The organism is Pseudomonas sp. LPB0260 (genome assembly GCF_013388395.1).
This window is the reverse complement of record NZ_CP058247.1, coordinates 5068915-5089550: the sequence shown is the minus strand read 5'-3', so window position 1 is coordinate 5089550 and position 20636 is coordinate 5068915. Positions and strand designations below refer to the sequence as shown.

Annotated in this window: 19 protein-coding genes and 1 riboswitch; of the genes, 6 read left to right on the top strand and 13 right to left on the bottom strand. The window is 66.6% G+C overall.

Going from position 1 to position 20636, the window contains the following annotated elements:
- Positions 1–5: 5 nt before the first annotated feature.
- The 5 genes from LPB260_RS22725 to thiC all read right to left on the bottom strand — a co-directional run bounded on the left by LPB260_RS22725 (position 6) and on the right by thiC (position 4673).
- The gene (locus tag LPB260_RS22725) at positions 6–623 is read right to left on the bottom strand and encodes a YqiA/YcfP family alpha/beta fold hydrolase (RefSeq protein WP_208708124.1); all 618 of its coding nucleotides are present in this window, start codon (positions 621–623) and stop codon (positions 6–8) included.
- Positions 624–700: 77 nt separating this feature from the next.
- Complete coding sequence (gene cpdA, locus LPB260_RS22720) at positions 701–1516, bottom strand: 3',5'-cyclic-AMP phosphodiesterase (RefSeq protein ID WP_208708123.1); 816 nt, start codon at positions 1514–1516, stop codon at positions 701–703.
- Between the two features lie 130 nt (positions 1517–1646).
- The gene (locus LPB260_RS22715; protein WP_208708122.1) at positions 1647–2099 is read right to left on the bottom strand and encodes a DUF1249 domain-containing protein; all 453 of its coding nucleotides are present in this window, start codon (positions 2097–2099) and stop codon (positions 1647–1649) included.
- Complete coding sequence (nudF, locus tag LPB260_RS22710) at positions 2090–2689, bottom strand: ADP-ribose diphosphatase (protein ID WP_208708121.1); 600 nt, start codon at positions 2687–2689, stop codon at positions 2090–2092. Before nudF ends, LPB260_RS22715 begins: the two co-directional genes overlap by 10 nt.
- Before the next feature lie 94 nt (positions 2690–2783).
- The gene (gene thiC / locus LPB260_RS22705) at positions 2784–4673 is read right to left on the bottom strand and encodes a phosphomethylpyrimidine synthase ThiC (protein ID WP_208708120.1); all 1890 of its coding nucleotides are present in this window, start codon (positions 4671–4673) and stop codon (positions 2784–2786) included.
- Between the two features lie 98 nt (positions 4674–4771).
- Positions 4772–4878, bottom strand: a riboswitch (TPP riboswitch).
- A gap of 219 nt (positions 4879–5097) precedes the next feature.
- Here thiC and LPB260_RS22700 point away from each other — a divergent pair.
- A complete protein-coding gene (locus LPB260_RS22700) occupies positions 5098–6537 on the top strand; it encodes a TolC family outer membrane protein (protein ID WP_208708119.1) in 1440 nt (479 codons plus the stop codon).
- A gap of 79 nt (positions 6538–6616) precedes the next feature.
- Here the strand turns inward: LPB260_RS22700 and waaA are convergent, their stop codons facing one another.
- Positions 6617–7900: a lipid IV(A) 3-deoxy-D-manno-octulosonic acid transferase gene (gene waaA / locus LPB260_RS22695; protein WP_208708118.1), complete on the bottom strand. Its 1284-nt coding sequence runs from the start codon at positions 7898–7900 to the stop codon at positions 6617–6619.
- 33 nt (positions 7901–7933) lie between these two features.
- Positions 7934–8818 (bottom strand): LysR family transcriptional regulator, encoded by an 885-nt coding sequence (locus LPB260_RS22690; RefSeq protein WP_208708117.1) that lies wholly within the window; start codon positions 8816–8818, stop codon positions 7934–7936.
- Positions 8819–8903: 85 nt separating this feature from the next.
- Between LPB260_RS22690 and LPB260_RS22685 the strand changes: the two genes are divergently transcribed.
- The 4 genes from LPB260_RS22685 (at position 8904) to LPB260_RS22670 (ending at position 12250) form a co-directional block, all read left to right on the top strand.
- Positions 8904–9236 (top strand): multidrug efflux SMR transporter, encoded by a 333-nt coding sequence (locus tag LPB260_RS22685; RefSeq protein ID WP_208708116.1) that lies wholly within the window; start codon positions 8904–8906, stop codon positions 9234–9236.
- A 64-nt stretch (positions 9237–9300) separates the two neighbouring features.
- Positions 9301–10473, top strand: a complete 1173-nt coding sequence (locus LPB260_RS22680) for an FAD-binding oxidoreductase (protein ID WP_208708115.1) — start codon at positions 9301–9303, stop codon at positions 10471–10473.
- Entirely contained in the window at positions 10473–11282 is an 810-nt protein-coding gene (locus tag LPB260_RS22675) for an aldo/keto reductase (protein ID WP_208708114.1), read from the top strand. Before LPB260_RS22680 ends, LPB260_RS22675 begins: the two co-directional genes overlap by 1 nt.
- Before the next feature lie 41 nt (positions 11283–11323).
- Positions 11324–12250: a metal ABC transporter ATPase gene (locus LPB260_RS22670; protein WP_208708113.1), complete on the top strand. Its 927-nt coding sequence runs from the start codon at positions 11324–11326 to the stop codon at positions 12248–12250.
- A gap of 17 nt (positions 12251–12267) precedes the next feature.
- Here the strand turns inward: LPB260_RS22670 and hldE are convergent, their stop codons facing one another.
- The 5 genes from hldE to LPB260_RS22645 form a co-directional block, all read right to left on the bottom strand.
- The gene (hldE, locus tag LPB260_RS22665) at positions 12268–13689 is read right to left on the bottom strand and encodes a bifunctional D-glycero-beta-D-manno-heptose-7-phosphate kinase/D-glycero-beta-D-manno-heptose 1-phosphate adenylyltransferase HldE (RefSeq protein ID WP_208708112.1); all 1422 of its coding nucleotides are present in this window, start codon (positions 13687–13689) and stop codon (positions 12268–12270) included.
- A gap of 92 nt (positions 13690–13781) precedes the next feature.
- Entirely contained in the window at positions 13782–15176 is a 1395-nt protein-coding gene (locus tag LPB260_RS22660; protein ID WP_208708111.1) for a PIG-L deacetylase family protein, read from the bottom strand.
- 2 nt (positions 15177–15178) lie between these two features.
- A complete protein-coding gene (locus LPB260_RS22655) occupies positions 15179–16075 on the bottom strand; it encodes a GNAT family N-acetyltransferase (protein ID WP_208708110.1) in 897 nt (298 codons plus the stop codon).
- Positions 16075–17886, bottom strand: a complete 1812-nt coding sequence (gene msbA / locus LPB260_RS22650; protein ID WP_208708109.1) for a lipid A export permease/ATP-binding protein MsbA — start codon at positions 17884–17886, stop codon at positions 16075–16077. The genes LPB260_RS22655 and msbA overlap by 1 nt, the downstream gene beginning before the upstream one ends.
- 32 nt (positions 17887–17918) lie before the next feature.
- Entirely contained in the window at positions 17919–18461 is a 543-nt protein-coding gene (locus LPB260_RS22645) for a CatB-related O-acetyltransferase (protein WP_208708108.1), read from the bottom strand.
- 154 nt (positions 18462–18615) lie between these two features.
- Here LPB260_RS22645 and LPB260_RS22640 point away from each other — a divergent pair, with 154 nt between their 5' ends.
- Positions 18616–19596, top strand: coding sequence for an IS5 family transposase (locus LPB260_RS22640; protein ID WP_208708107.1), 981 nt, complete (start codon positions 18616–18618; stop codon positions 19594–19596).
- A 157-nt stretch (positions 19597–19753) separates the two neighbouring features.
- On the opposite strand, the gene LPB260_RS22635 is transcribed toward LPB260_RS22640, so the two are convergent.
- Entirely contained in the window at positions 19754–20635 is an 882-nt protein-coding gene (locus LPB260_RS22635; RefSeq protein ID WP_208708106.1) for a glycosyltransferase, read from the bottom strand.
- Between the last annotated feature and the right edge of the window lies 1 nt (position 20636).

The window sequence follows — 20636 nt, the reverse complement described above, 5'->3', positions numbered from 1 at the left end:
TCGTATTAAAGGTCGGAGAAGTCGGCGTCGCGCCACAGGGTGGCGGGCACACCGGCAAAAGCAAAAAGCATCGGCAGGCGTGCGGCGAAGCCCTGGAAACCATGGTCGCCACCGGCCTGGATGCGCAGCGCGCAGGCCCGGTAGTAGGCCTCGGCCTGGCGGTAGTCGAGGGTTTCGTCGGCGGTCTGCAGCCACACCTGATAGCGCGCGGGGTCCTGCGGCGGCGGCACTTGCAGCTCACCCAGAGCCGTCACGTGCTCGGCGGTCAGCTCCCAGGTTTCATCGCTGTAGTAGTTCTTTTGCGGTCCCAGGTAGCCATCGAACAGCAGGTGCGGACGCACCGCCGGATTGATCAACAGCGCGCGCAAACCATGCCGTTCGGCCAAGTGGGTCGCATAGTAGCCGCCCAGGGAGCTGCCGACCAGCACGGGCCGACCGAGCTCGGCGATCAGCGCCTCGAGCTGGGCGATGGCCTGGCGCGGATGGTGATGCAGGGCCGGCACGCGCAGCTGCGCGGCCAGGCCCAGCCGCGCCATGGCCCGGCGCAGCAGGCTGGCTTTCAGCGAGTCGGGCGAGCTGTTGAGGCCGTGGATATAGAGGATGCTGGGACTGACTGCGGACATGGGTGACGAGGCTTGCGGCAAGGTACGGGAAGCCGAACGGTAGCAGTTTTACCGCCGCCGCCTCCAGCCCGTGGCTATCAATAGCCCTTGACGCTGTAGTCCACCTCGAACTGGATACCGGTGACCCGCGACACGCCGGTTTCCAGGCGGCCGTCGTCATGCAGGCGCAGCCAGCGGTAGCCCGGCGCGCAGCTGTCGACCTGGAAATCCTCGCTGCGCGGGGTGAATTGCACGCAGGTCGAGGGCGAGGCCAGCAGGCGCAGGTCGCCACGCTGCTGGTCGAACTCCTGGTGGATGTGCCCCCAGAGCAGCGCTCGCGCCTGGCTGTGGCGTTCGAGCACGGCGAACAGCGCCTCGGGGTTGCGCACGCCGATCGGCTCCATCCAGGCGCAACCGATGGACACCGGGTGGTGGTGCAGGCAGATCAGGTGATGGCGCTCCGGGGCTTCGCTCAGTGCGCGCTCGAGCAGCTCCAGCTGCTGGTCGGCAAGGTAGCCGGGCACCGCGCCGGGAATCGAGGAGTCGAGCAGGATGATGCGCCAGTTGCCCAGGTCGACCACCGGCTCCAGCAGGTCGCTGCCGGCGCAGGCGCTGTGCATCGCCGGCAGCTCGTCGTGGTTGCCGGGAAACCAGCGGGCCGGCGCCGGGATGGCCGCGGTCAGCTGGCGGAAGTGGGCGTAGGACGCCTCGCTGCCGTCCTGCGACAGGTCGCCGCTGGCCAGCATCAGGTCGATCCGTGGCTGCTCCTGAAGCACGAGCTCGATGACCCGTTGCAGGCTGTCCTGGGTGTCCATGCCCAACAGCTTGCCGCCCGCCTCGGCGAACAGATGGCTGTCGGATAGCTGCACCAGCAGCACCGAAGACTCAACAGCGGAAGTGGGCACGCTCGGCAAGGCCGTCTCCTCGAGCAGGGTGCTTGGATTATGCTAGCTAGCGCCGGCGATGGTAAACCCGCGAAGCGGGCTTGGGTCACAGAAAAACCGTCGTAATCGGGCGTAAACGCGACAACGCCCCGGGCGCCCCCTAGAACACCGGCGCCGGCTCGTGGCCGCAAGCCAGGCAGTGGCTCAGCCACTCGCCGAGGAACAGGTTGAGCTGGCTCTTTTCGTCCGGCTGGTGCATGGCCGCGTTCGGGTAGGGATAGATGCTGCGGAAGCGCCGGGCATTCTCGGCGCTGACCACCTCGGCCATGCGCGCATCGTGGTACACCCGCACTTGCAACTGCGGCACCGGCAACCAGGGCAGGCTGTGTTCCTGACGCACCAGCAGGGTGGTGGTGTAGGGGCAGGCCTCCAGCACCTCCAGCACCAGCACGCCCAGCACGCGGTCGCCCTGACTGAGGGCGACCCGGCGAGTCTTCTGCTCGCTGCGCATCTCCGGCAGCAGGCGCATCAGCCGGGCGTAGTTGGCCTCGCAGGCCGCCTGCAGCTCGACCAGGTCGACCCGGTAGCGCTCGCGCAACAGGTTCACGACCACAACCCCCTGACCTCGGCGCGGTTCAGCGCCAGCCATTGCAGGGCGATGATGCTCGCCGCATTGTCGATGCGGCCATCCTTCATCGCATCCAGGGCGTCCTCCAGCGGCCAGACATGCACGCGAATGTCCTCGCCCTCCTCGGCCAGGCCATGCACACCACCGGCGCCATCGCTGTCGCAACGGCCGATGAACAGGTGCACCCGCTCATCCGAACCGCCGGGCGAGGGGTAGTACTGGGTGATCGGCCACAGCGAGCTGAGCTTCAAACCGGCCTCCTCCTCCGCCTCGCGGCGAGCCACCTGCTCCGGTTCCTCGTCGGTGTCGATCAGTCCGGCGACCAGCTCCAGCAGCCAGGGATTGGCGCTCTTGTCCAGGGCGCCGACGCGGAACTGCTCGATCAGCACCACGACGTCGCGCTGCGGGTCGTAGGGCAGCACGCAGACCGCATCGTGACGCACGAACAGCTCGCGACTGAGCTCGGGCCCCATGCCCCCGGCGAACTGGCGATGACGCAGGCGCACGCGGTCGAGCTGGTAGAAGCCGCGAAAGCAGGCCTCCCGCTCGATTATTTCTACATCGTCCCGCTGCATAAGCACCCCCTGTTAACAGGAACGGGCCCGAAGGCCCGCCCTAGATCAGCTTCTCGCCACCGGCGCGGCACTGCGTCGGTGGCTGCATCCCCCATCACACCTTGTGATAGAGCTGCGCGCCTTGTGCCTTGAACTCCTCGGCCTTGGCCTGCATGCCCTGCTCGACCTCCTGATCCAGCTCCAGGGCGGCGATGCGTTGCTCTTCAGCATAGACCCGCACCTCCTGGGTGATCTTCATCGAGCAGAACTTCGGCCCGCACATGGAGCAGAAGTGCGCCACCTTGGCCGAGTCCTTGGGCAGGGTCTCGTCGTGGTAGCTGCGCGCCGTGTCCGGGTCCAGGCCCAGGTTGAACTGGTCTTCCCAGCGGAACTCGAAGCGCGCCTTGCTCAAGGCATTATCGCGAATCTGCGCTCCCGGATGGCCTTTGGCAAGGTCGGCGGCATGGGCGGCGATCTTGTAGGTGATGATGCCGGTCTTCACGTCGTCCTTGTTCGGCAGCCCCAGGTGCTCCTTGGGGGTAACGTAGCAGAGCATGGCGCAACCGAACCAACCGATCATCGCCGCGCCGATGCCCGAGGTGATGTGGTCGTAGCCGGGGGCGATGTCGGTGGTCAGCGGGCCGAGGGTGTAGAACGGCGCCTCGTCGCAGCATTCCAGCTGCTTGTCCATGTTCTCCTTGATCAGCTGCATCGGCACGTGGCCGGGGCCTTCGATCATCACCTGCACGTCGTGCTTCCAGGCGATCTTGGTCAGCTCGCCGAGGGTCTCCAGTTCGCCGAACTGTGCCTCGTCGTTGGCGTCGGCGATCGAGCCGGGACGCAGGCCGTCGCCCAGCGAGAAGCTGACGTCGTAGGCCTTCATGATCTCGCAGATTTCCTCGAAGTGGGTGTAGAGGAAATTCTCCTTGTGGTGCGCCAGGCACCACTTGGCCATGATCGAGCCGCCGCGCGAGACGATGCCGGTGACCCGCTTGGCGGTCATCGGCACGTAGCGCAGCAGCACACCGGCGTGGATGGTGAAGTAGTCCACGCCCTGCTCGGCCTGCTCGATCAGGGTGTCGCGGAACAGCTCCCAGGTCAGGTCCTCGGCCACGCCATTGACCTTCTCCAGGGCCTGGTAGATCGGCACCGTGCCGATCGGCACCGGCGAGTTGCGGATGATCCACTCGCGGGTCTCGTGGATGTGCTTGCCGGTGGACAGGTCCATCACGGTGTCCGAACCCCAGCGGATGCCCCAGGTCAGCTTGGCCACTTCCTCCTCGATGGAGGAGCCCAGCGCCGAGTTGCCGATGTTGCCGTTGATCTTCACCAGGAAGTTGCGGCCGATGATCATCGGCTCCAGTTCCACGTGGTTGATGTTGGCCGGGATGATGGCGCGGCCGCGGGCGATCTCCTCGCGGACGAACTCCGGGGTGATCTCCTTGGGAATCGAGGCACCGAAGCTGTGGCCGGCGTGCTGCTGCTCCAGCAGGCCGGCGGCGCGGGCCTCCTGCAGCTTCATGTTCTCGCGGATGGCGACGTATTCCATCTCCGGGGTGATGATGCCCTGGCGCGCGTAGTGCATCTGGCTGACGTTCTTGCCGGGCTTGGCGCGGCGCGGGTTGCGCACGTGGGCGAAGCGCATGGCGGTCAGTTCGGGGTTGGCCAGGCGTTCCTGGCCGAAATGGGAGCTCAGGCCATCGAGCAGCTCGGTGTCGCCGCGGTCTTCGATCCAGGCGCTGCGCACATCGGCCAGGCCCTGGCGCACATCGATGGTTACGCTCGGGTCGGTGTAGGGACCGGACGTGTCATAGACCAGCACCGGCGCGTTGATCTCGCCGCCGAAATCGGTCGGGGTGACGTCCAGGCTGATCTCGCGCATCGGTACGCGGATGTCCGGACGCGATCCCTGCACATAGATCTTCTGCGAGCGGGGGAAGGGCTGGATCGACTGCTGGTCGACCTGGGCGGACTCGCTCAGGTTCTTCTTTTCTTGTGCGCTCATCGGCTGGTGCTCTCCTGGATGAATGTCGGAGCGAACCTGGGATGGGCGAGGTGTGCGGGGAGCACCGGAGACGGCGCCGAGAGGACTCGCCGAAGGATGGGCGAGGACATCTTGTTCCCTACGCAGGCCTTAACCTGATCAGGTTCAACGGGATCCGGCAGCTGCCAATCTCAGCCCCGCATATGGGGCACCCCGACAAGAACCCGCCCAGTCTAATCAACCGCCGGCGATAAAACCAACCGGCGAGTCAAAAACGCCTGACCCATACGTCGGATAATGACGCCAAGGACGGGCGCCGCCGATTGTTGCAAGCAGGCAACATAGCTTGTCGCAAACTACACTCTCGGCGCCCTCGGCACGGCTTGACCCCTCCCGGCGGACCCGCTTAGCCTTGCCGATTACCGCCAAATCTAGGATTCCCCGAATGCTGCGCAGACTCTCCCTGGCGCTTGCCGTGGCCGCCGCCTCCGCCGGATTGGCCTGGGCCGAACAGGCTCCGCTGTCCACCAAGACCGACCTGATCACCGTCTATCAGGAAGCCGCCAGCAACAACGCCGACCTGGCGGCGGCGCGCGCCGACTACCAGGCCCGCCGCGAAGTGGTGCCCCAGGCCCGCGCCGGTCTGCTGCCGAACCTGTCGGCGGGCGCCAACCTGAGCAACACCCGCACCGAGGTCGACTCGCCGGCCAGCACCAGCACGCGCAGCGGCACGGTGTACCAGGCCAACCTCAGCCAGCCGCTGTTCCGCGCCGACCGCTGGTTCCAGCTGCAGGCCGCCGAGGCAAGCAGCGAACAGGCGGCCCTGGAACTGTCCGCCACCGAGCAGAGTCTGATCCTGCAGAGCGCCGAGACCTACTTCGCGGTGCTACGCGCCCAGGACGCCCTGGCCTCGACCCGGGCCGAGGAAGCCGCCTTCAAGCGCCAGCTCGACCAGGCCAACGAGCGCTTCGACGTCGGCCTGTCGGACAAGACCGACGTGCTCGAGGCCCAGGCCGGCTTCGACACCGCGCGGGCCAACCGGATCATCGCCGAGCGCCAGGTGGAAGACGCCTTCCAGGCCCTGATCACCCTGACCAATCGCGAACACGGCGCCCTCGAGGGCATCGACCACAGCTTGCCGATCCTCGCCCCGACGCCCAACGACGCCAAGGCCTGGGTCGACACCGCCGCCGCGCAGAACCTCAACCTGCTGGCCAGCAACTACGCGGTCAGCGCCGCCGAGGAAACCCTGCGCCAGCGCAAGTCCGGCCATGCGCCTAGCCTGGATGCGGTGGCCAGCTACCAGAAGGGCGACAACGACAGCCTCGGCTTCAGCAACAGCGGCGCCAGCGCCGCGCGCTTCAGCGGCGACGTCGAGCAGCGCTCGATCGGCCTGCAGCTGAACATCCCGCTGTACAGCGGCGGCCTGACCAGCTCCCAGGTGCGCGAGGCCTACCAGCGCCTGAGCCAGAGCGAGCAGCTGCGCGAGAGCCTGCGCCGTCAGGTGGTGCAGAACACCCGCAACCTGCACCGCGCGGTGAACACCGACGTGGAGACCGTGCAGGCGCGCAAGCAGTCGATCATCTCCAACCAGAGCGCCGTGGAAGCCACCGAGATCGGCTACCAGGTCGGTACGCGCAACATCGTCGACGTGCTCAACGCCCAGCGTCAGCTGTACAGCTCGGTGCGCACCTACAACGACGCACGCTACGACTACATCCTCAACAACCTGCGCCTCAAGCAGGCCGCCGGCACCCTCAGCCCGGCCGATCTGGAGGCCCTGGGCAGCTTCCTCAAGCCGGACTACGACCCGGACCAGGATTTCCTCCCGCCGGACCTGGCCAAGGCCGCGGAAGCGCAGCTGCAAGGCAACCCGGACTACTGAAGGACGAACATGAAAAAGCCGGCCCAGGTGGCCGGCTTTTTCATGGCTGTTCGGTCAGGCCGCAGAGCCGGCGCGGCGACTAACCGAGCAGGCGCCCCACGCCGGCGAGCAGGCGCTGCAGCGCGCCCTGATTGGCCCTCATCACCGCCAGGCCGGCCTCACGCATGCGCTGCGCCTGCTGCGGCTGCTGCCACAGCTCGGCCACCCTGGCGGCGAGCTGCTGCGCATCGGCCACTTCCCCCAACGCCCCGGCCTCGCGCAGTTGCGCGGCGATCTCGAGAAAGTTGAACAGGTGCGGGCCGCTGAGCACCGGCTTGCCCAGTGCCGCCGGCTCCAGCAGGTTGTGGCCGCCATTGGCCACCAGGCTACCGCCGACGAAGGCGCAGTCGGCCAGGGCATAGAGAAACAGCAGTTCACCCATGGTATCGCCGAGCAGCACCTGGTCGGCGTCGCTCACCGCCTCGCCGGTGGAGCGACGACGGGTGGCGAACCCCTGCCGCCGGCACAACTCGAACACGCCGGAGAAGCGTTCCGGATGGCGCGGCACCAGGATCAGCAGTGCGTCCGGGTACTGGTCCAGCAGCTGGCGATGAGCGATGAGGATGATCTCGTCCTCGCCGGCGTGGGTGCTGGCGGCGATCCACAGCGGGCGCTCGTTGGCGCCCCACTGCACCCGCAGTTCGGTGGCGCGATCGAGCAGGGCCGGGTCGACGTGCAGGTCGTACTTGATCGAGCCGGTCACCTCGACGCATTCGCCGCGAGCACCCAGCGTGCGAAAGCGCTCGGCCTCGGCGGCCGTCTGCGCGGCGATCAGGCTCAGTTCGGCGAGCATCGGCGCGGTCAGTTTGGCGAAGCGCCCGTAACCGCGTGCCGAGCGCTCGGACAGCCGCGCGTTGGCCAGGACCACGGGAATGCCGCGGCGGGCGCACTGGTGGATGTGGTTGGGCCACAACTCGGTTTCCATGATCAGCGCCAGACGCGGGCGCAGCCGCTCGAGAAAACGCGCGGCGGCCCAGGGCAGGTCATAGGGCAGGTAGCAGTGCTGCACGCGCCCGGCGAACTCCGGCGCGGCGAACAGCGCGCGGATGCGCTCCGAGCCGGTCGGGGTCATGCAGGTGACGGTGATCGGCAACTGCGGGTAGCGCGCCAGCAGCTCGCGGATCAGCGGTGCGGCGGCAATGCTCTCGCCCACCGAGACCGCATGCACCCAGATGCCGCCAGGGGCGAGCGCCGGCAGGCCGAAGGCGAAGCGCTCGCCGATGCGCCTGGCGTAGGCCGGCGCCCGCCAGGCGCGGTAGGCCAGGCGCAGGGCGACCAGGGGCAGGCCGAGATGGAACAGCAGGGTATAGAGGGTCCGATTCATGGGCGCGCAGCTTAGCAGAGCCGCGCCCGCCGATCAGCCAATGGCCTGCAGGTGCTCGGCCAGGCAGTCGGCCAGCCACAAGGCCGCCGGCCCCAGGGCCTCGTCGCGCCGGCAGACCAGCTCCACCACCAGGGGCGGCGGCGTCCAGTCGCTGCGCAATTCCACCAGCTGCCCCAGGTAGGTCGGGTACTGCGCCACATGGCGTGGCAGCCAGGCCCAGCCGAGGTTGCGCATCAGCAGTTCGGCCATGACGTAGAAACTGTCGGCGCGCCAGACCTGGGGACTGATCTGCTCGCCACCGGGGTAGCGGCTGTCCTGGGGCGCCATCAGCAGCTGACGGTGCCGGGCCAGTTCGCGGCGATCCACATAATCGTGCGCGGCCAGCGGATGGCCGGCGCCGCACACCGTGACCATGCCGATGGCGCCGAGGCGCTGGCGCTCCAGGGCCTCGGGCATCTGTTCGTGGTGGAACAGCAGGCCCAGGTCGGCGCGACGCTCCAGCAGCTTGCGCGCGACATCGCCCTGGGCGGCGCTGGCGACCTGCACCTCGAGCTGCGGAAACTGCCGGGCCAGCGCCTCCAGGCTATCGAGCACCGGCGGATAGGGCATCGCCTCGTCCTGGGCCAGGCGCAGCCGCGCCTCCTCGCCGCGGGCCAGGCCGAGGGCCCGCCCTTCCAGACGCTCGCACTGGCGCAGCACTTCGCGCGCCTCCTCGAGCAAGCTGGCGCCGGCTTCCGTCAGCTGCGGCTGGCGGCCGCTGCTGCGCGCGAACAACTGCACGCCCAGATCGACCTCCAACTGGGCAATCGCCGTGCTGACGGCCGACTGCGCGCGATTCATCTGCCGCGCCACGGCGGAGAACGAGCGGCCCTCGGCGACACTGATGAACAGGCGAATCTGCTCGAGGCTCCACTGCATGACCCATCTCCATTTCAGATAGGTAATAAGTTTATCCCATCATGAATCTCCCTAGAATGGCGGCAGCACCCACAGGAGTTCCACCATGACCGGCTATCTCTACCTCGCCATCGCCATTTCCGCGGAAGTCGTCGCCACCGCCTCGATGAAGGCGCTGGACGGCTTCAACCGGCCCCTGCCGCTGCTGCTGGTGGTGGGCGGCTACGTGCTGTCGTTCTGGATGCTCAGCCTGGTGGTCAAGACCATCCCGGTCGGCGTCGCCTACGCGGTGTGGGCCGGCCTGGGCATCGTCCTGGTGAGCGTCGCCGCCGCCGTGCTCTACCAGCAGCGCCTGGACCTGCCGGCCCTGCTCGGCATGGGCCTGATCGTCGCCGGGGTGGTGGTGATCCAGCTGTTCTCGCAAAGCGTCGGCCACTGAGCGAGGCAGCCACCACGACCTCGCGGGTTATACTGCGCGCCTGTTTTCCTATCGAGGCGCGCCCATGTCCCAAGCTCTGAGCACTGACGTCCTGATCGTCGGCGGCGGTATCGCCGGCCTCTGGCTCAATGCGCGCCTGCGCCGCCAGGGCTTCGCCACCCTGCTGGTGGAAAACGCCAGCCTCGGCGGCGGGCAGAGCGTCAAGTCCCAGGGCATCATCCACGGCGGCGCCAAGTACGCTCTGCATGGCGCGCTGAGCGGCGCCTCGGAAGCCATCGCCGACATGCCGCGGCGCTGGCGCGAGGCCCTGGCCGGCAGCGGCGAGCTGGATCTGTCCGGCGTGCGCCTGCTGTCCGAGGCCCACTACCTGTGGTCGCCCGGCAGCCTGGCCGGCAACCTGACCAGCTTCTTCGCCAGCAAGGCGGTGCGCGGCCGGGTCGACCAGGTCAAGGGCGAACAGCTGCCGCCGGCGCTGCAACACCCCAGGTTCAAGGGCAAGGTCTACCGCCTGGCCGAACTGGTGCTCGACGTGCCCAGCCTGATCGCCCGCCTCGCCGAACTGGCCGGTGACGGGTTGCTGGCGGCCGAGCGCATCGAACCGCTGCGCGAGCAGGACGAGCTGGTCGGCCTGCGCGTCGACGGCCGCGAGATCCGCGCCCAGCGCATCGCCCTCAGCGCCGGCCGCGGCAACGCCGAGCTGCTCGCGGCGCTCGGCCTGCAGCAACCGGCCCAACAGTTGCGCCCGCTGCACATGGTGCTGGTCAAGGGGCCGACCCTCAAGCCGCTGTACGCCCACTGCCTGGGCGGCGGCCCCAAGCCGCGGGTGACGGTCACCAGCCACCCGGCGGCCGACGGCCAGTGGGTCTGGTACCTGGGCGGCGACCTGGCCGAGGCCGATGGAGTAGCCCGCGAACCGGCGGCGCAGGTCCGGGCGGCGCAGAAGGAGCTGGGCGAGCTGCTGCCCTGGGTCGATTTCGGCAGCGCGCAATGGGCCACCCTGCGGGTCGAGCGCGCCGAACCGGCGCAATCCGGCCTGGTGCGCCCCGACAACGCCTTTCTCGCCGAACAGGGCCGCCTGCTGGTCGGCTGGCCGACTAAACTTGCCCTGGCCCCGGACTTCGCCGACCGCGTGCTGGCGACGCTGGCGCGCGACGGTATCCAGCCCGCCGGCCATCCGCCACTGCCCGAGCTGCCGCGCCCGGCCATCGCCCATCCCGCCTGGGAGGAACTGTTCTGATGCACACCCTGCACAACCTCCACCGCCCGCTCGGCGCGACCGGACTGCTGGTCTCCCCGCTGGGCCTGGGCACCGTCAAGCTGGGCCGCGACCAGGGGGTGAAGTACCCCAGCGGCTTTCGCATCCCGGATGACGCGGCGGCGCGCGCGCTGCTGGCCCAGGCTCACGAGCTGGGCATCAACCTGATCGACACGGCCCCCGCCTACGGCACCAGTGAGGCGCGCCTCGGCCCGCTGCTGCGCGGCCAGCGCGAGCAGTGGGTGATCGTCAGCAAGGTCGGCGAGGAGTTCGAGGACGGTCAGTCGCGCTTCGACTTTTCCCCGTCCCACGCGCGCCTCTCCGTGGAGCGCAGCCTCAAGCGCCTGGAGACCGATTTCATCGACCTGCTGCTGGTGCACTCGGACGGCAACGATGTCGCCATCCTGCAGGACAGCGGCCTCTACGAGACCCTCGCCGCGCTCAAGCGCGAAGGCAAGATCCGCGCCTTCGGCCTGTCCGGCAAGACCGTCGAGGGCGGCCTGCTGGCCCTCGAGCAGGGTGACTGCGCGATGGTCACCTACAATCTCAACGAGCAGGGCGAGGTGCCGGTGCTGGACTACGCCGAGCTGCACGGCAAAGGCATCCTGGTGAAGAAGGCCCTGGCCAGCGGCCATGCCTGCCTGCAACCGGGCGAAGATCCGGTGCGTGCCAGCTTCGAGCTGATCTTCGGCCACCCGGCGGTGAGCAGCGCGATCATCGGCACCATCAACCCGCAGCACCTGGCCGACAACGTGGCGACAGCCGCGGCGGTGATCCAGGACATCGCCTGAGCCCGCGCTCGCGGCCAGGCCACCCCGCGAAAGGAGCCGAGATGGCGCGCGCGCTGATCCGCAAGAATCCCAGCGTCTTCAAGACCCTGCCGCTGTTCGTCGAGGCGGGAGCGGACCGCCTGAGCTACCAGGGCATCGGCCAGCCACTGAACTTCAACCAGGTGCTGGCGCGACGCCAGGCGATCGCCATCGGCGACAGCCAGCACTTCGCCGTGGAACTGGCCAACCTCGGGGTCTCGGTACGCCTGACCCTGAGCTGGCAGGGCCGCGAATACTGGCTGCTGGTGCGCCAGCGGCGCCTGGATCGCGGCGACGTGGTGCTCAAGCTGATCTCCGGCTACGTCCCCACCCATGAACTGAACCTGCCATTGCACACCGCAATCCAGGAGGTCGCCGAGGAGTGCCTGGTGGAAACCCCGGAAGGCTGGCTGTACGGCCGCTTTGGCGACACCTGGCTGCCGGCGCCCTACCAGGGCGCGCTGCATTACCGCGAGGCCGCGCACTTTCGCCTGAGCCCGCTATCCGGCGCGGCGCGACCGGTGCAATGCGGCAACCTGACCCTGCTGGAGCGCCCGCGCGCCTATGTGCACCTGCCGACGGCCTCGCTGCAGCTGGTCTACGACCTGTGCCTGGAGCTGCCGAAGGAGGCCAGGCAGCCCAGCCTGTTCCACGTCGACGAGCACCTGGAGGACGGCCAGCTGGTCGCCCGCCTCGACCGCTCGCGCCCCGACCTGTACCTGATCCCGCTACAGGGCGGCAAGCCGACCGCGGAACTGCTGACCCTGGAAAACGGCCTGCTGACCCCGGCCAGCACGCGCGGCCTGTGGCTGGCGGAAAGTTTCGCGCCCCAGGACGGCTGGCTGGTGCGCGACGAACGCATTCGCTGGAAGGATTGGCTGAGCCTGCACGGGCTGAAACCGTCCAGCCCCGGCGGCGCGACGGACGCAGCGACGCCGCTGAGAGGCTGAGCGGTTCGCCGCGGTGACTATTTGCTGCGGATCTTCTCGACGATGGCGGTGGTCGAGCTGTTTTCCACCAGGCCGAGCACCCGCACTTCACCGCCATAGGCCGTGACGATCTCGGCACCGACCACCTGGTCGATGCCGTAGTCGCCGCCCTTGACCAGCACGTCCGGGCGCACCTGCTCGAGCAGCCGCTCGGGAGTGTCCTCGGCGAAGCTCACCACCCAGTCCACCGCGCCGAGGCCGGCGAGCACCGCCATGCGCCGGTCCACCGAGTTGATCGGCCGGCCTGGCCCCTTGAGGCGGCTGACCGAGGCGTCGTCGTTGACCGCCAGGACCAGGCGATCGCCCTGGGCACGAGCCTGCTCCAGGTAGGTCACGTGACCGGCGTGGAGGATGTCGAAGCAACCGTTGGTGAAGACGATCTTCTCGCCATGGGCGCGGGCGTCCTCGATGGCCAGCAGCAGCTGGTCCAGGCTCAGCACGCCGCGCTCGGAGCCCTGCTCACGCTGCACCGCGCGGCGCAACTCGGGGGCACTGATCGCCGCGGTGCCGAGCTTGCCGACCACGATGCCGGCGGCGAGGTTGGCCAGCGCCACTGCCTGCGGCAACTCCTCGCCGGCGGCTAGGCTGGCGGCCAGGGTGGAGATCACTGTGTCGCCGGCACCGGTGACATCGAACACCTCGCGGGCGCGGGCCGGCAGGTGCAGCGGTGCATGCTCAGGGCGCAGCAGGGTCATGCCGTGCTCGCCGCGGGTCACCAGCAGCGCGCCGAGGTCCAGCTCGCGCATCAGCGCCGCGCCCTTGGCGACCAGCTCGGCCTCGTCGGCGCAGCGCCCGACTATGGTCTCGAACTCGCTGAGGTTGGGGGTGATCAGGCTGGCGCCGCGGTAGATGGAGAAGTCCTTGCCCTTGGGATCGGCCAGCACCGGGATGCCGCGGGCGCGAGCGGCCTGCACCAGCACCTGGTGATTCTTCAGCGCGCCCTTGCCGTAGTCGGACAGCACCAGCACCTTGACCCCCTCGAGCAGCGCCTCGACTTCCCGGGCGATGGCGTCCGCATCGGTGCTGAAGGCTTCCTCGAAGTCCATGCGCAGCAGTTGCTGGTGACGGCTCAGCACCCGCAGCTTGACGATGGTCGGCTGGTCGGCGATACGCTGGAAGCGGGTCTTGACCCCCACCGCCTGCAGGCTGTTACTCAGGCTGTCGGCGGCCTCGTCGGCGCCGGTGACGCCGACCAGCACGGCCGGGGCCCCCAGCGCGGCGATGTTCAGCGCGACGTTGGCGGCGCCACCGGGGCGGTCCTCGATCTGCTCGACCTTGACCACCGGCACCGGCGCCTCCGGGGAGATCCGCGAGGTGCCGCCGTGCCAGTAACGATCGAGCATGACATCGCCCACCACCAGAACGGGGGCTTGGTCGAAACGGGGCATGGACAACTTCATGGGGACTCCGGGGCGGCAAAATCGCCGCAGATCATAGCATGTCGGGAATATCGGCCGATGCCGGCCAGGCGCGCGCCAGGTGCGGTGCCCTCCTACAGAGGACGCACCCAGAACAGCTCGTGGCGGCGCACCGCCTTGCGGAAAAACTCGTCCTCGCCACTGGCCGGCCAGCGGCGCCCGGCCAGCAGGCGCTGGATCAGCCGGCGCAGGCGTTTCTTGGTCGGCAGCGGCCCTTGCAGGTCGTGCTGCATGGCCAGGGCCATGGCCTTGTCCACCTGCACCTCGGCGCTCAGGCCCGGGCTCCACAGGCCATCGGCCGGCAAGGGCTCGATGGCCGGCGGCAGGGCGATGCCCTGGCCGGCAGGGCCCATGGGCCAGCGGTCGTTGTCGTGCAGGTGATTGGCGTAGAGCAGCAGGGTCGCGGGCTTCCAGCTGCTGCGCTGGATTGCCTCCTGCAGCGCGCGGGTCGCGGCGACATGATCGCTGTGCGGGTCCAGCTCGGGGTGCGGGGTGACCAGCAGCTCGGGGCGGTAATGCTCCAGCAGCGCCACCAGGTCCGCCACCAGGTTGTGCCAGCTGGGCACACCATCGGCATCGCCGGGCAATTGCAGCGGGTTGTGGCGGCGGGCACCGCGAGTATCGCACTCCCCGGATTCGCGAGAGCCGAAGGCCTGGGCGGGCTGCTCGGCCATGGCTGGCAGCTGCAGGCAGTAGTAGCCGAGCTGCACGCAACGCTCCGGGGTGACGCCGCCCCACAGCGGCACCGCCAGGCTGTCCCAGGTGCGCAGGCGGCCCTTGAGGCGCGCCGCCGCGGCCTGGTCCAGGCCGAGGCGCCGGTAGGCATCGGCCTCGATCTCGCCCTGGGTCAGGGTGACGATGCTCGCCTCGGCGGCGCGGCTGTACAGGCCGAATGCGGCCAGCTCGGCGTCGTCGGCATGGGGGGCGATGACCATCAGCCGCTGGCGGGCGTAATCGGGATTACTCAGGGCGTAAAACGTGGCACTGGCGCCCAGGCGACAGAAGCGCCCACGGATCGGCAGGCCGCCGGCGGCAAGGGCCTCGCCCTGGCTGGACAAGTTGAGGTAGCGCCGCCCACTGACGCCACGCTCGAAATCCTGGCGATCCTCGCCGACCAGCACATGGGGGTCGAGCCAGCGCCCCAGCCAGCCGGCCCGGAGCTCCAGCTGCAGGATCAGGGTGTCGGCGCTGGCGAAGTCGCCCTCCACCTCGAGCATCCCATCGGCCACGCGCGCCGGCAGCTGCCGCGTACCCGGCGGGAAGTCGTAGCGGTAGTCATCGGCCGGCGAGTAGAACAGGTGATCGGCGAACCAGGCCTCGTGGCCTACCCAGCCCAGCACCAGCAGCAGCGGCACCAGCCACCAGGCCAGCAGCACGCCGAGCAGCGCCAACAGCAGCATGCCCACCAGCAGGGCGATGCGCTTGTGCCGACGATGACGCTTGAGGAGCTGTTGCTTGCGGCCGGCCATGCTCACACCTGATAGACCGGCACGCGATTGCACCAGCGGTCCTTGTACTCGCGGTCGGCGCGACCGAAGGAGTAGCGCAGCGGCTTGCCCAGGGCCCGGGCCTCGACCCAGGCGGCTTGGGTATTGACGAAGCTGAGCACGCTGCCGGGGCTGAAGTCGCGGTTCTGCGGGTCGACCCCGCCGTTGATGTACTCCAGGCTGATCCACTGCGGCGCCTCGACCCGGTAGAGCACCTGGATGGCCACCGGCTCGTCGTTGAGGTAGATCAGCGAACCGGTCATGAACTCGCGCATCAGCGCGAAGACCTCTGCCAGGTGCGCCTTGCCGGTGGCCTCGAAGCCCCAGCGGCGCTGGAACAGGTCGGCGTAGATCGCCGCCTGCTCGGCGGCGCTGAGCTCCAGCATCGGCCGGATCACCCCGCCCGCCTCTTCCAGCAGACGCTGCTCGCGGCGCTGGTTGTAGCGGAACTTCTTGCTGTACTGCTCCGGCTCACGCGCCAGGGCTAGGCCCTCGGCCTGCTCGCGCAGCGAGGTGATGCGTTCGCCGTGCAGATCGGAAACGTAGCGCGCCTTGTGCCGCAACTGCACCCGCGCGTCAGGGGCCAGCGGCAGGATGATCTCGGCATTGCCCAGGTCGAACAGCCCACGCCGCCCGCGCTGCTTGAGCACATCCTTGGACAACGCCAGGTGGCGGCCCCAGGTCGCCACAGCCGCCTTCAGCTCACCCTGCTGCGACCAGCCCAGATAGCGCACCGCGATGCCGGCCAGGTCGGCCAGGCGCTCGATCACCTGCGGATGGGTGGCCACGCTGCCGCCGAAACGCTGCCAGAGCTCGGCATAGGTGGCGGCATCGATCGGGGTCCAGCCCTGCTCGCGCCAGAGGCGCAGATGACTCAGCATCAAACGTCCTGCTCCACCACGGTCTCGCCACCGACCTCGAACTGCTTGGCATGCAGGCGCGCGTAATAACCGTTCTGTTCCAGCAACTCGCGGTGGGTGCCGCGCTCGACGATACGGCCCTGGTCCATCACCAGGATCAGGTCGGCCTTCTCGATGGTGCTCAGACGATGGGCGATGACCAGGGTGGTGCGGCCCTTCATCACCTCGTCCAAGGCGGCCTGGATATGCCGCTCGGACTCGGTGTCCAGCGCCGAGGTGGCTTCGTCGAGCACCAGCAGCGGCGAGTCCTTGAGCAACGCCCGGGCGATCGCCAGACGCTGACGCTGTCCCCCGGACAGCAGCACGCCGTTCTCGCCCACCAGGGTGTCATAGCCCTCCGGCATGACGCTGATGAACTCGTCGGCATAAGCCGCCTCGGCCGCCTTGCGCACCTGTTCCAGCGGCGCGCCAGCGACGTCGCCATAGGCGATGTTGTTGGCCACGGTATCGTTGAACAGGGTGACGTGCTGGGTGACCAGGGCGATGTGCCGGCGCAGGTTGCGCAGGGTGTACTCCTCGACATCCACGCCATCGAGGAGGATCTGCCCCTGATCGTGGTGGTAGAAGCGCGGAATCAGGCTGGCCAGGGTCGACTTGCCGCTGCCGGAACGCCCGACCAGGGCGACCATCTGCCCCGGCTCGACGCTGAAGGAGATGTCGTTCAACACCGGCTTCTCCGCCCCCGGGTAGACGAAGCTCAGGTCACGCACCTCGAGACGACCACTGACGCGCTCGCGCTCCTGGGTGCCGTGATCGACCTCCGGCGCCTCGTCCAGTTGCTCGAAGATGCTTTCCGCACCGGCCACGCCTTTCTGGATGGTCGAACTCACTTCCGACAACTGGCGGATCGGCTTCGGCAACAGACCGGCCAGGGTGATGTAGGCCACAAGGTCCCCCGCCGAGGCATCGCCGCGCATGAACAGCACCAGGAACATCAGCACGGCCATGGCGCTGTAGATCACCAGCTGCAACATGGGCGTGTACACCGCGCCAGTCTTGGTCATGCGCAGCTGCTTTTCCGTGTTGCTTAGGCTGGAGTTGAGGAAGCGCTCCTGCTCGTAGGTCTCGCCGCCGAAGCTGCGCACCACCCGGTAGCCCTGGATGGTCTCGGAGGCGACATGGGTGACATCGCCCATGGCCACCTGGATCTTCTTGCTCTGCTTGCGAAACTTGCGGCTGGCGCTGCTGACCATCACGCCGATCAGCGGCAGGATGGCGACCATTACCAGGGTCAGCTTCCAGTTCATCCACAGCAGGGTGGCGAACAGGAATATCACCGTCATGCCTTCGCGTATGACCACCTTGATCGCGTCGGTCGCCGCCCCGGTGACCATGGTCACGTTGAAGGTGATGCGCGAAATCAGGTGTCCCGAGTTGTGGTTGTCGAAGTAGCGGTTGGGCAGCACCAGCAGGTTGTTGAACAGGGCCACCCGCAGGTCGTGCACCAGGCCCAGGGAAACCTTGGCGAGAAAGTAGTTGCCCAGATAGGAGCCGATGCCCTGCCACAGCGCGATCAGCACGATCAGCAGCGGCACCGCCTCGACCAGCTGCAGATCCTGCAGGTAGGGCACATTGGGAAACAGGCTGGCGTCGGGGTTGGACAGGCCATCGACGAAGTACTTAAGGATATAGCCAAGCATCGGCTGAGTAGAGGCAAAAATCAGGAACCCTAGAATGCTCAGCAGAAACAGCCCTATGTATGGCCGCACGTAGGCCAGCAAACGCAGGTATATCTTCAAACTTGAAGCAGGCTGGCGATCAGGATTGCTCATGGAGTAGGCACAGTCAAAAGGAGAGCATCATATCATGCCGTTTGCGCCGAGTTTCTCCTGCGCCCGTAGGCCAGAAACGCCTCAATATCATCGCAACACAACAAGCTACTGGCTTGTCGCACCTCGTTTTCCGGCCAGTCCCACCAGGCTATTTCAAGCAGCGCTTGGCGCGTACTCTCATCAAATCTCCAGCCAATCTGCCTGGCGGGGTTGCCCGCCACGATTGAATATGGCTCCACATCACGACTTACCACTGCCCCGGCAGCCACGACTGCGCCATGCCCGATAGTGACGCCAGACAAAATCATTACACGTGTGCAGAGCCAAACATCACTGCCGATAACGACATCGCCCCGGCTCCTCCCGTATCCCTCAATGCCAGCCGCCTGCGGAATCTTCGCTGGAAACGGATAAGTACTAACCCAGTCGGTGCGATGGTGACCGCCCAACAATATCTCGACGTCCTCGGCAACAGAGCAATATGCGCCAATGATCAGAGTACTGCCCTCCCCCCAATCCAGAACATTTGGCATTCCGTACGTGCCCACACCGATTTTATATGCCGGGTAGCGCATCAGAAATTTGGCTTGACTGCGATAGAACGCCGGTAGCTTGCTGATCCTTCGCTTCGCCCGCCGCTGCAAAATGCGATCGAGCCACCTAAGGACACTCTGAAAAAGACTTCCTGAATCCGGTGAAATAGGTCGAACCCGCCACCCGAGTTATTCCATGAAGCAGATGACCTTCGCCGACGCCGAGTACGCCGGCAAGCGCAAGCAAACTCGCAAGGAACTGTTCCTGATCGAGATGGATCAGGTGGTGCCGTGGAAGGGACTGATTGCCCTGATTGAGCCGCACTACCCGAAGGGTGAAGGCGGCCGGCCCGCCTACCCGCTGCTGGCCATGCTGCGTATTCATCTGATGCAGAACTGGTTCGGCTACAGCGATCCGGCCATGGAAGAGGCGCTGTACGAGACCACCATCCTGCGCCAGTTTGCCGGGCTGAGCCTAGAGCGCATTCCGGACGAAACCACCATCCTCAACTTCCGCCGGCTGCTGGAAAAACACGAGCTGGCGGCCGGGATACTGGCGGTGATCAACGGCTATCTCGGTGATCGCGGTCTGTCGCTGCGCCAGGGCACCATCGTCGACGCCACGTTGATCCATGCGCCCAGTTCGACCAAGAACAAGGACGGCAAGCGCGACCCGGAGATGCACCAGACCAAGAAAGGCAACCAGTACTACTTCGGCATGAAGGCCCACATTGGCGTCGATGACGCATCGGGATTGGTGCACAGCGTGGTCAGCACGGCGGCAAACGTGGCGGATGTCACCCAGGTCGACAAGCTGCTGCATGGCGACGAGAACGTCATCTGCGCCGACGCCGGCTACACCGGAGTCGAAAAGCGCGCCGAGCACGCTGGCCGGAACGTGATCTGGCAGGTCGCGGCGCGCCGTAGTACCTACAAGAAGCTGGGCAAGAACAATCCACTCTACAAAGCCAAGCGCAAGGTCGAAAAGGCCAAGGCGCAGGTGCGAGCCAAGGTCGAGCACCCGTTCCGAGTGATCAAGCGCCAGTTCGGTTACGTGAAGGTGCGCTTCCGTGGCCTGGCCAAGAACACTGCGCAGCTGATGACGCTGTTCGCACTGTCAAACCTGTGGATGGCACGTCGACATTTGCTAGCCACCGCAGGAGAGGTGCGCCTGTAATGTGGGAAATGGCCGTCGCGAGGTGCTCACGGCGGCGAAAAAGCGGAGAAATGAGTGGGCTATCTAGTCAATTTTGATCGACTGCCCGCTTTTAAAATCAGCGGAGGATGAAGTCGGCGGCAGAGACCGGGCTACTTCAGACCTTCCCTAAGCCTCATCATCCCTTCTCCAAAGGTAATAAATAGAGACGCACCAAACCTCGCAAGGTTTTCTTCGACCATGCGGAATAGGGAATTTTGGAAAGCAACTCACGGGCAAATTCCTTGTCGCGGCCCGCACATTTGAGAAACATGCCGTTGAGAAAGCGCCATCGCGCCTCATCGTAGAGCGGATGATCCGCGAAAAGCGCATAAGACCGCAGCACATTGTCAACCATAAAACGATAATTTTTATAGGTATTAGCGCCGTGAGTCCGATAGTGTGCGAACACTTGCGGAAGACAATCGATCGTGAAGCCGGCGTGGGTCACCTTCAACCAAATCTGCAGATCCTCCAAGCGGATACTTGGGTCAAATCCACCGGCCGCCTGCAAGGCCTCCCTGCGCAGGAGCATGGTCGCGGCCGGAGGCAGAGGCACACGATCCATGATGACATCGGCAAAGTCTAGGCGCCTAAACACTGTGCGCTTACCGGCACCTTTCGCCAGCTGCCGCCCCTCACCATCAATCAACTGGATATCACCTGCACATATGCCGACCTCAGGTTTATCCGCCATATAAGCCACCTGAATTGCTATACGCTCGGGTAACATCACATCATCCGAACCAAAAGGAGCAATAAACACCCCACTGGAACGGCCAATTGCCTCATTCAAGGTCTTAGACAAGCCTTGATTGGCCTGCACGCGAAAATCAAAGCCATACTCCGCCTGCAACCGCTGGATAATCAGCGGGCTGTCGTCACTGGAACCATCGTCAACGACCAACAGCTCTATATTTGGATAGGTCTGCGCGAGCACGCTTCGAATGGACTGCTCAATGTACTTGGCGTGGTTGTAACAAGCGATAATCACCGAGACCAACGGTTTGGCTTCATTCATA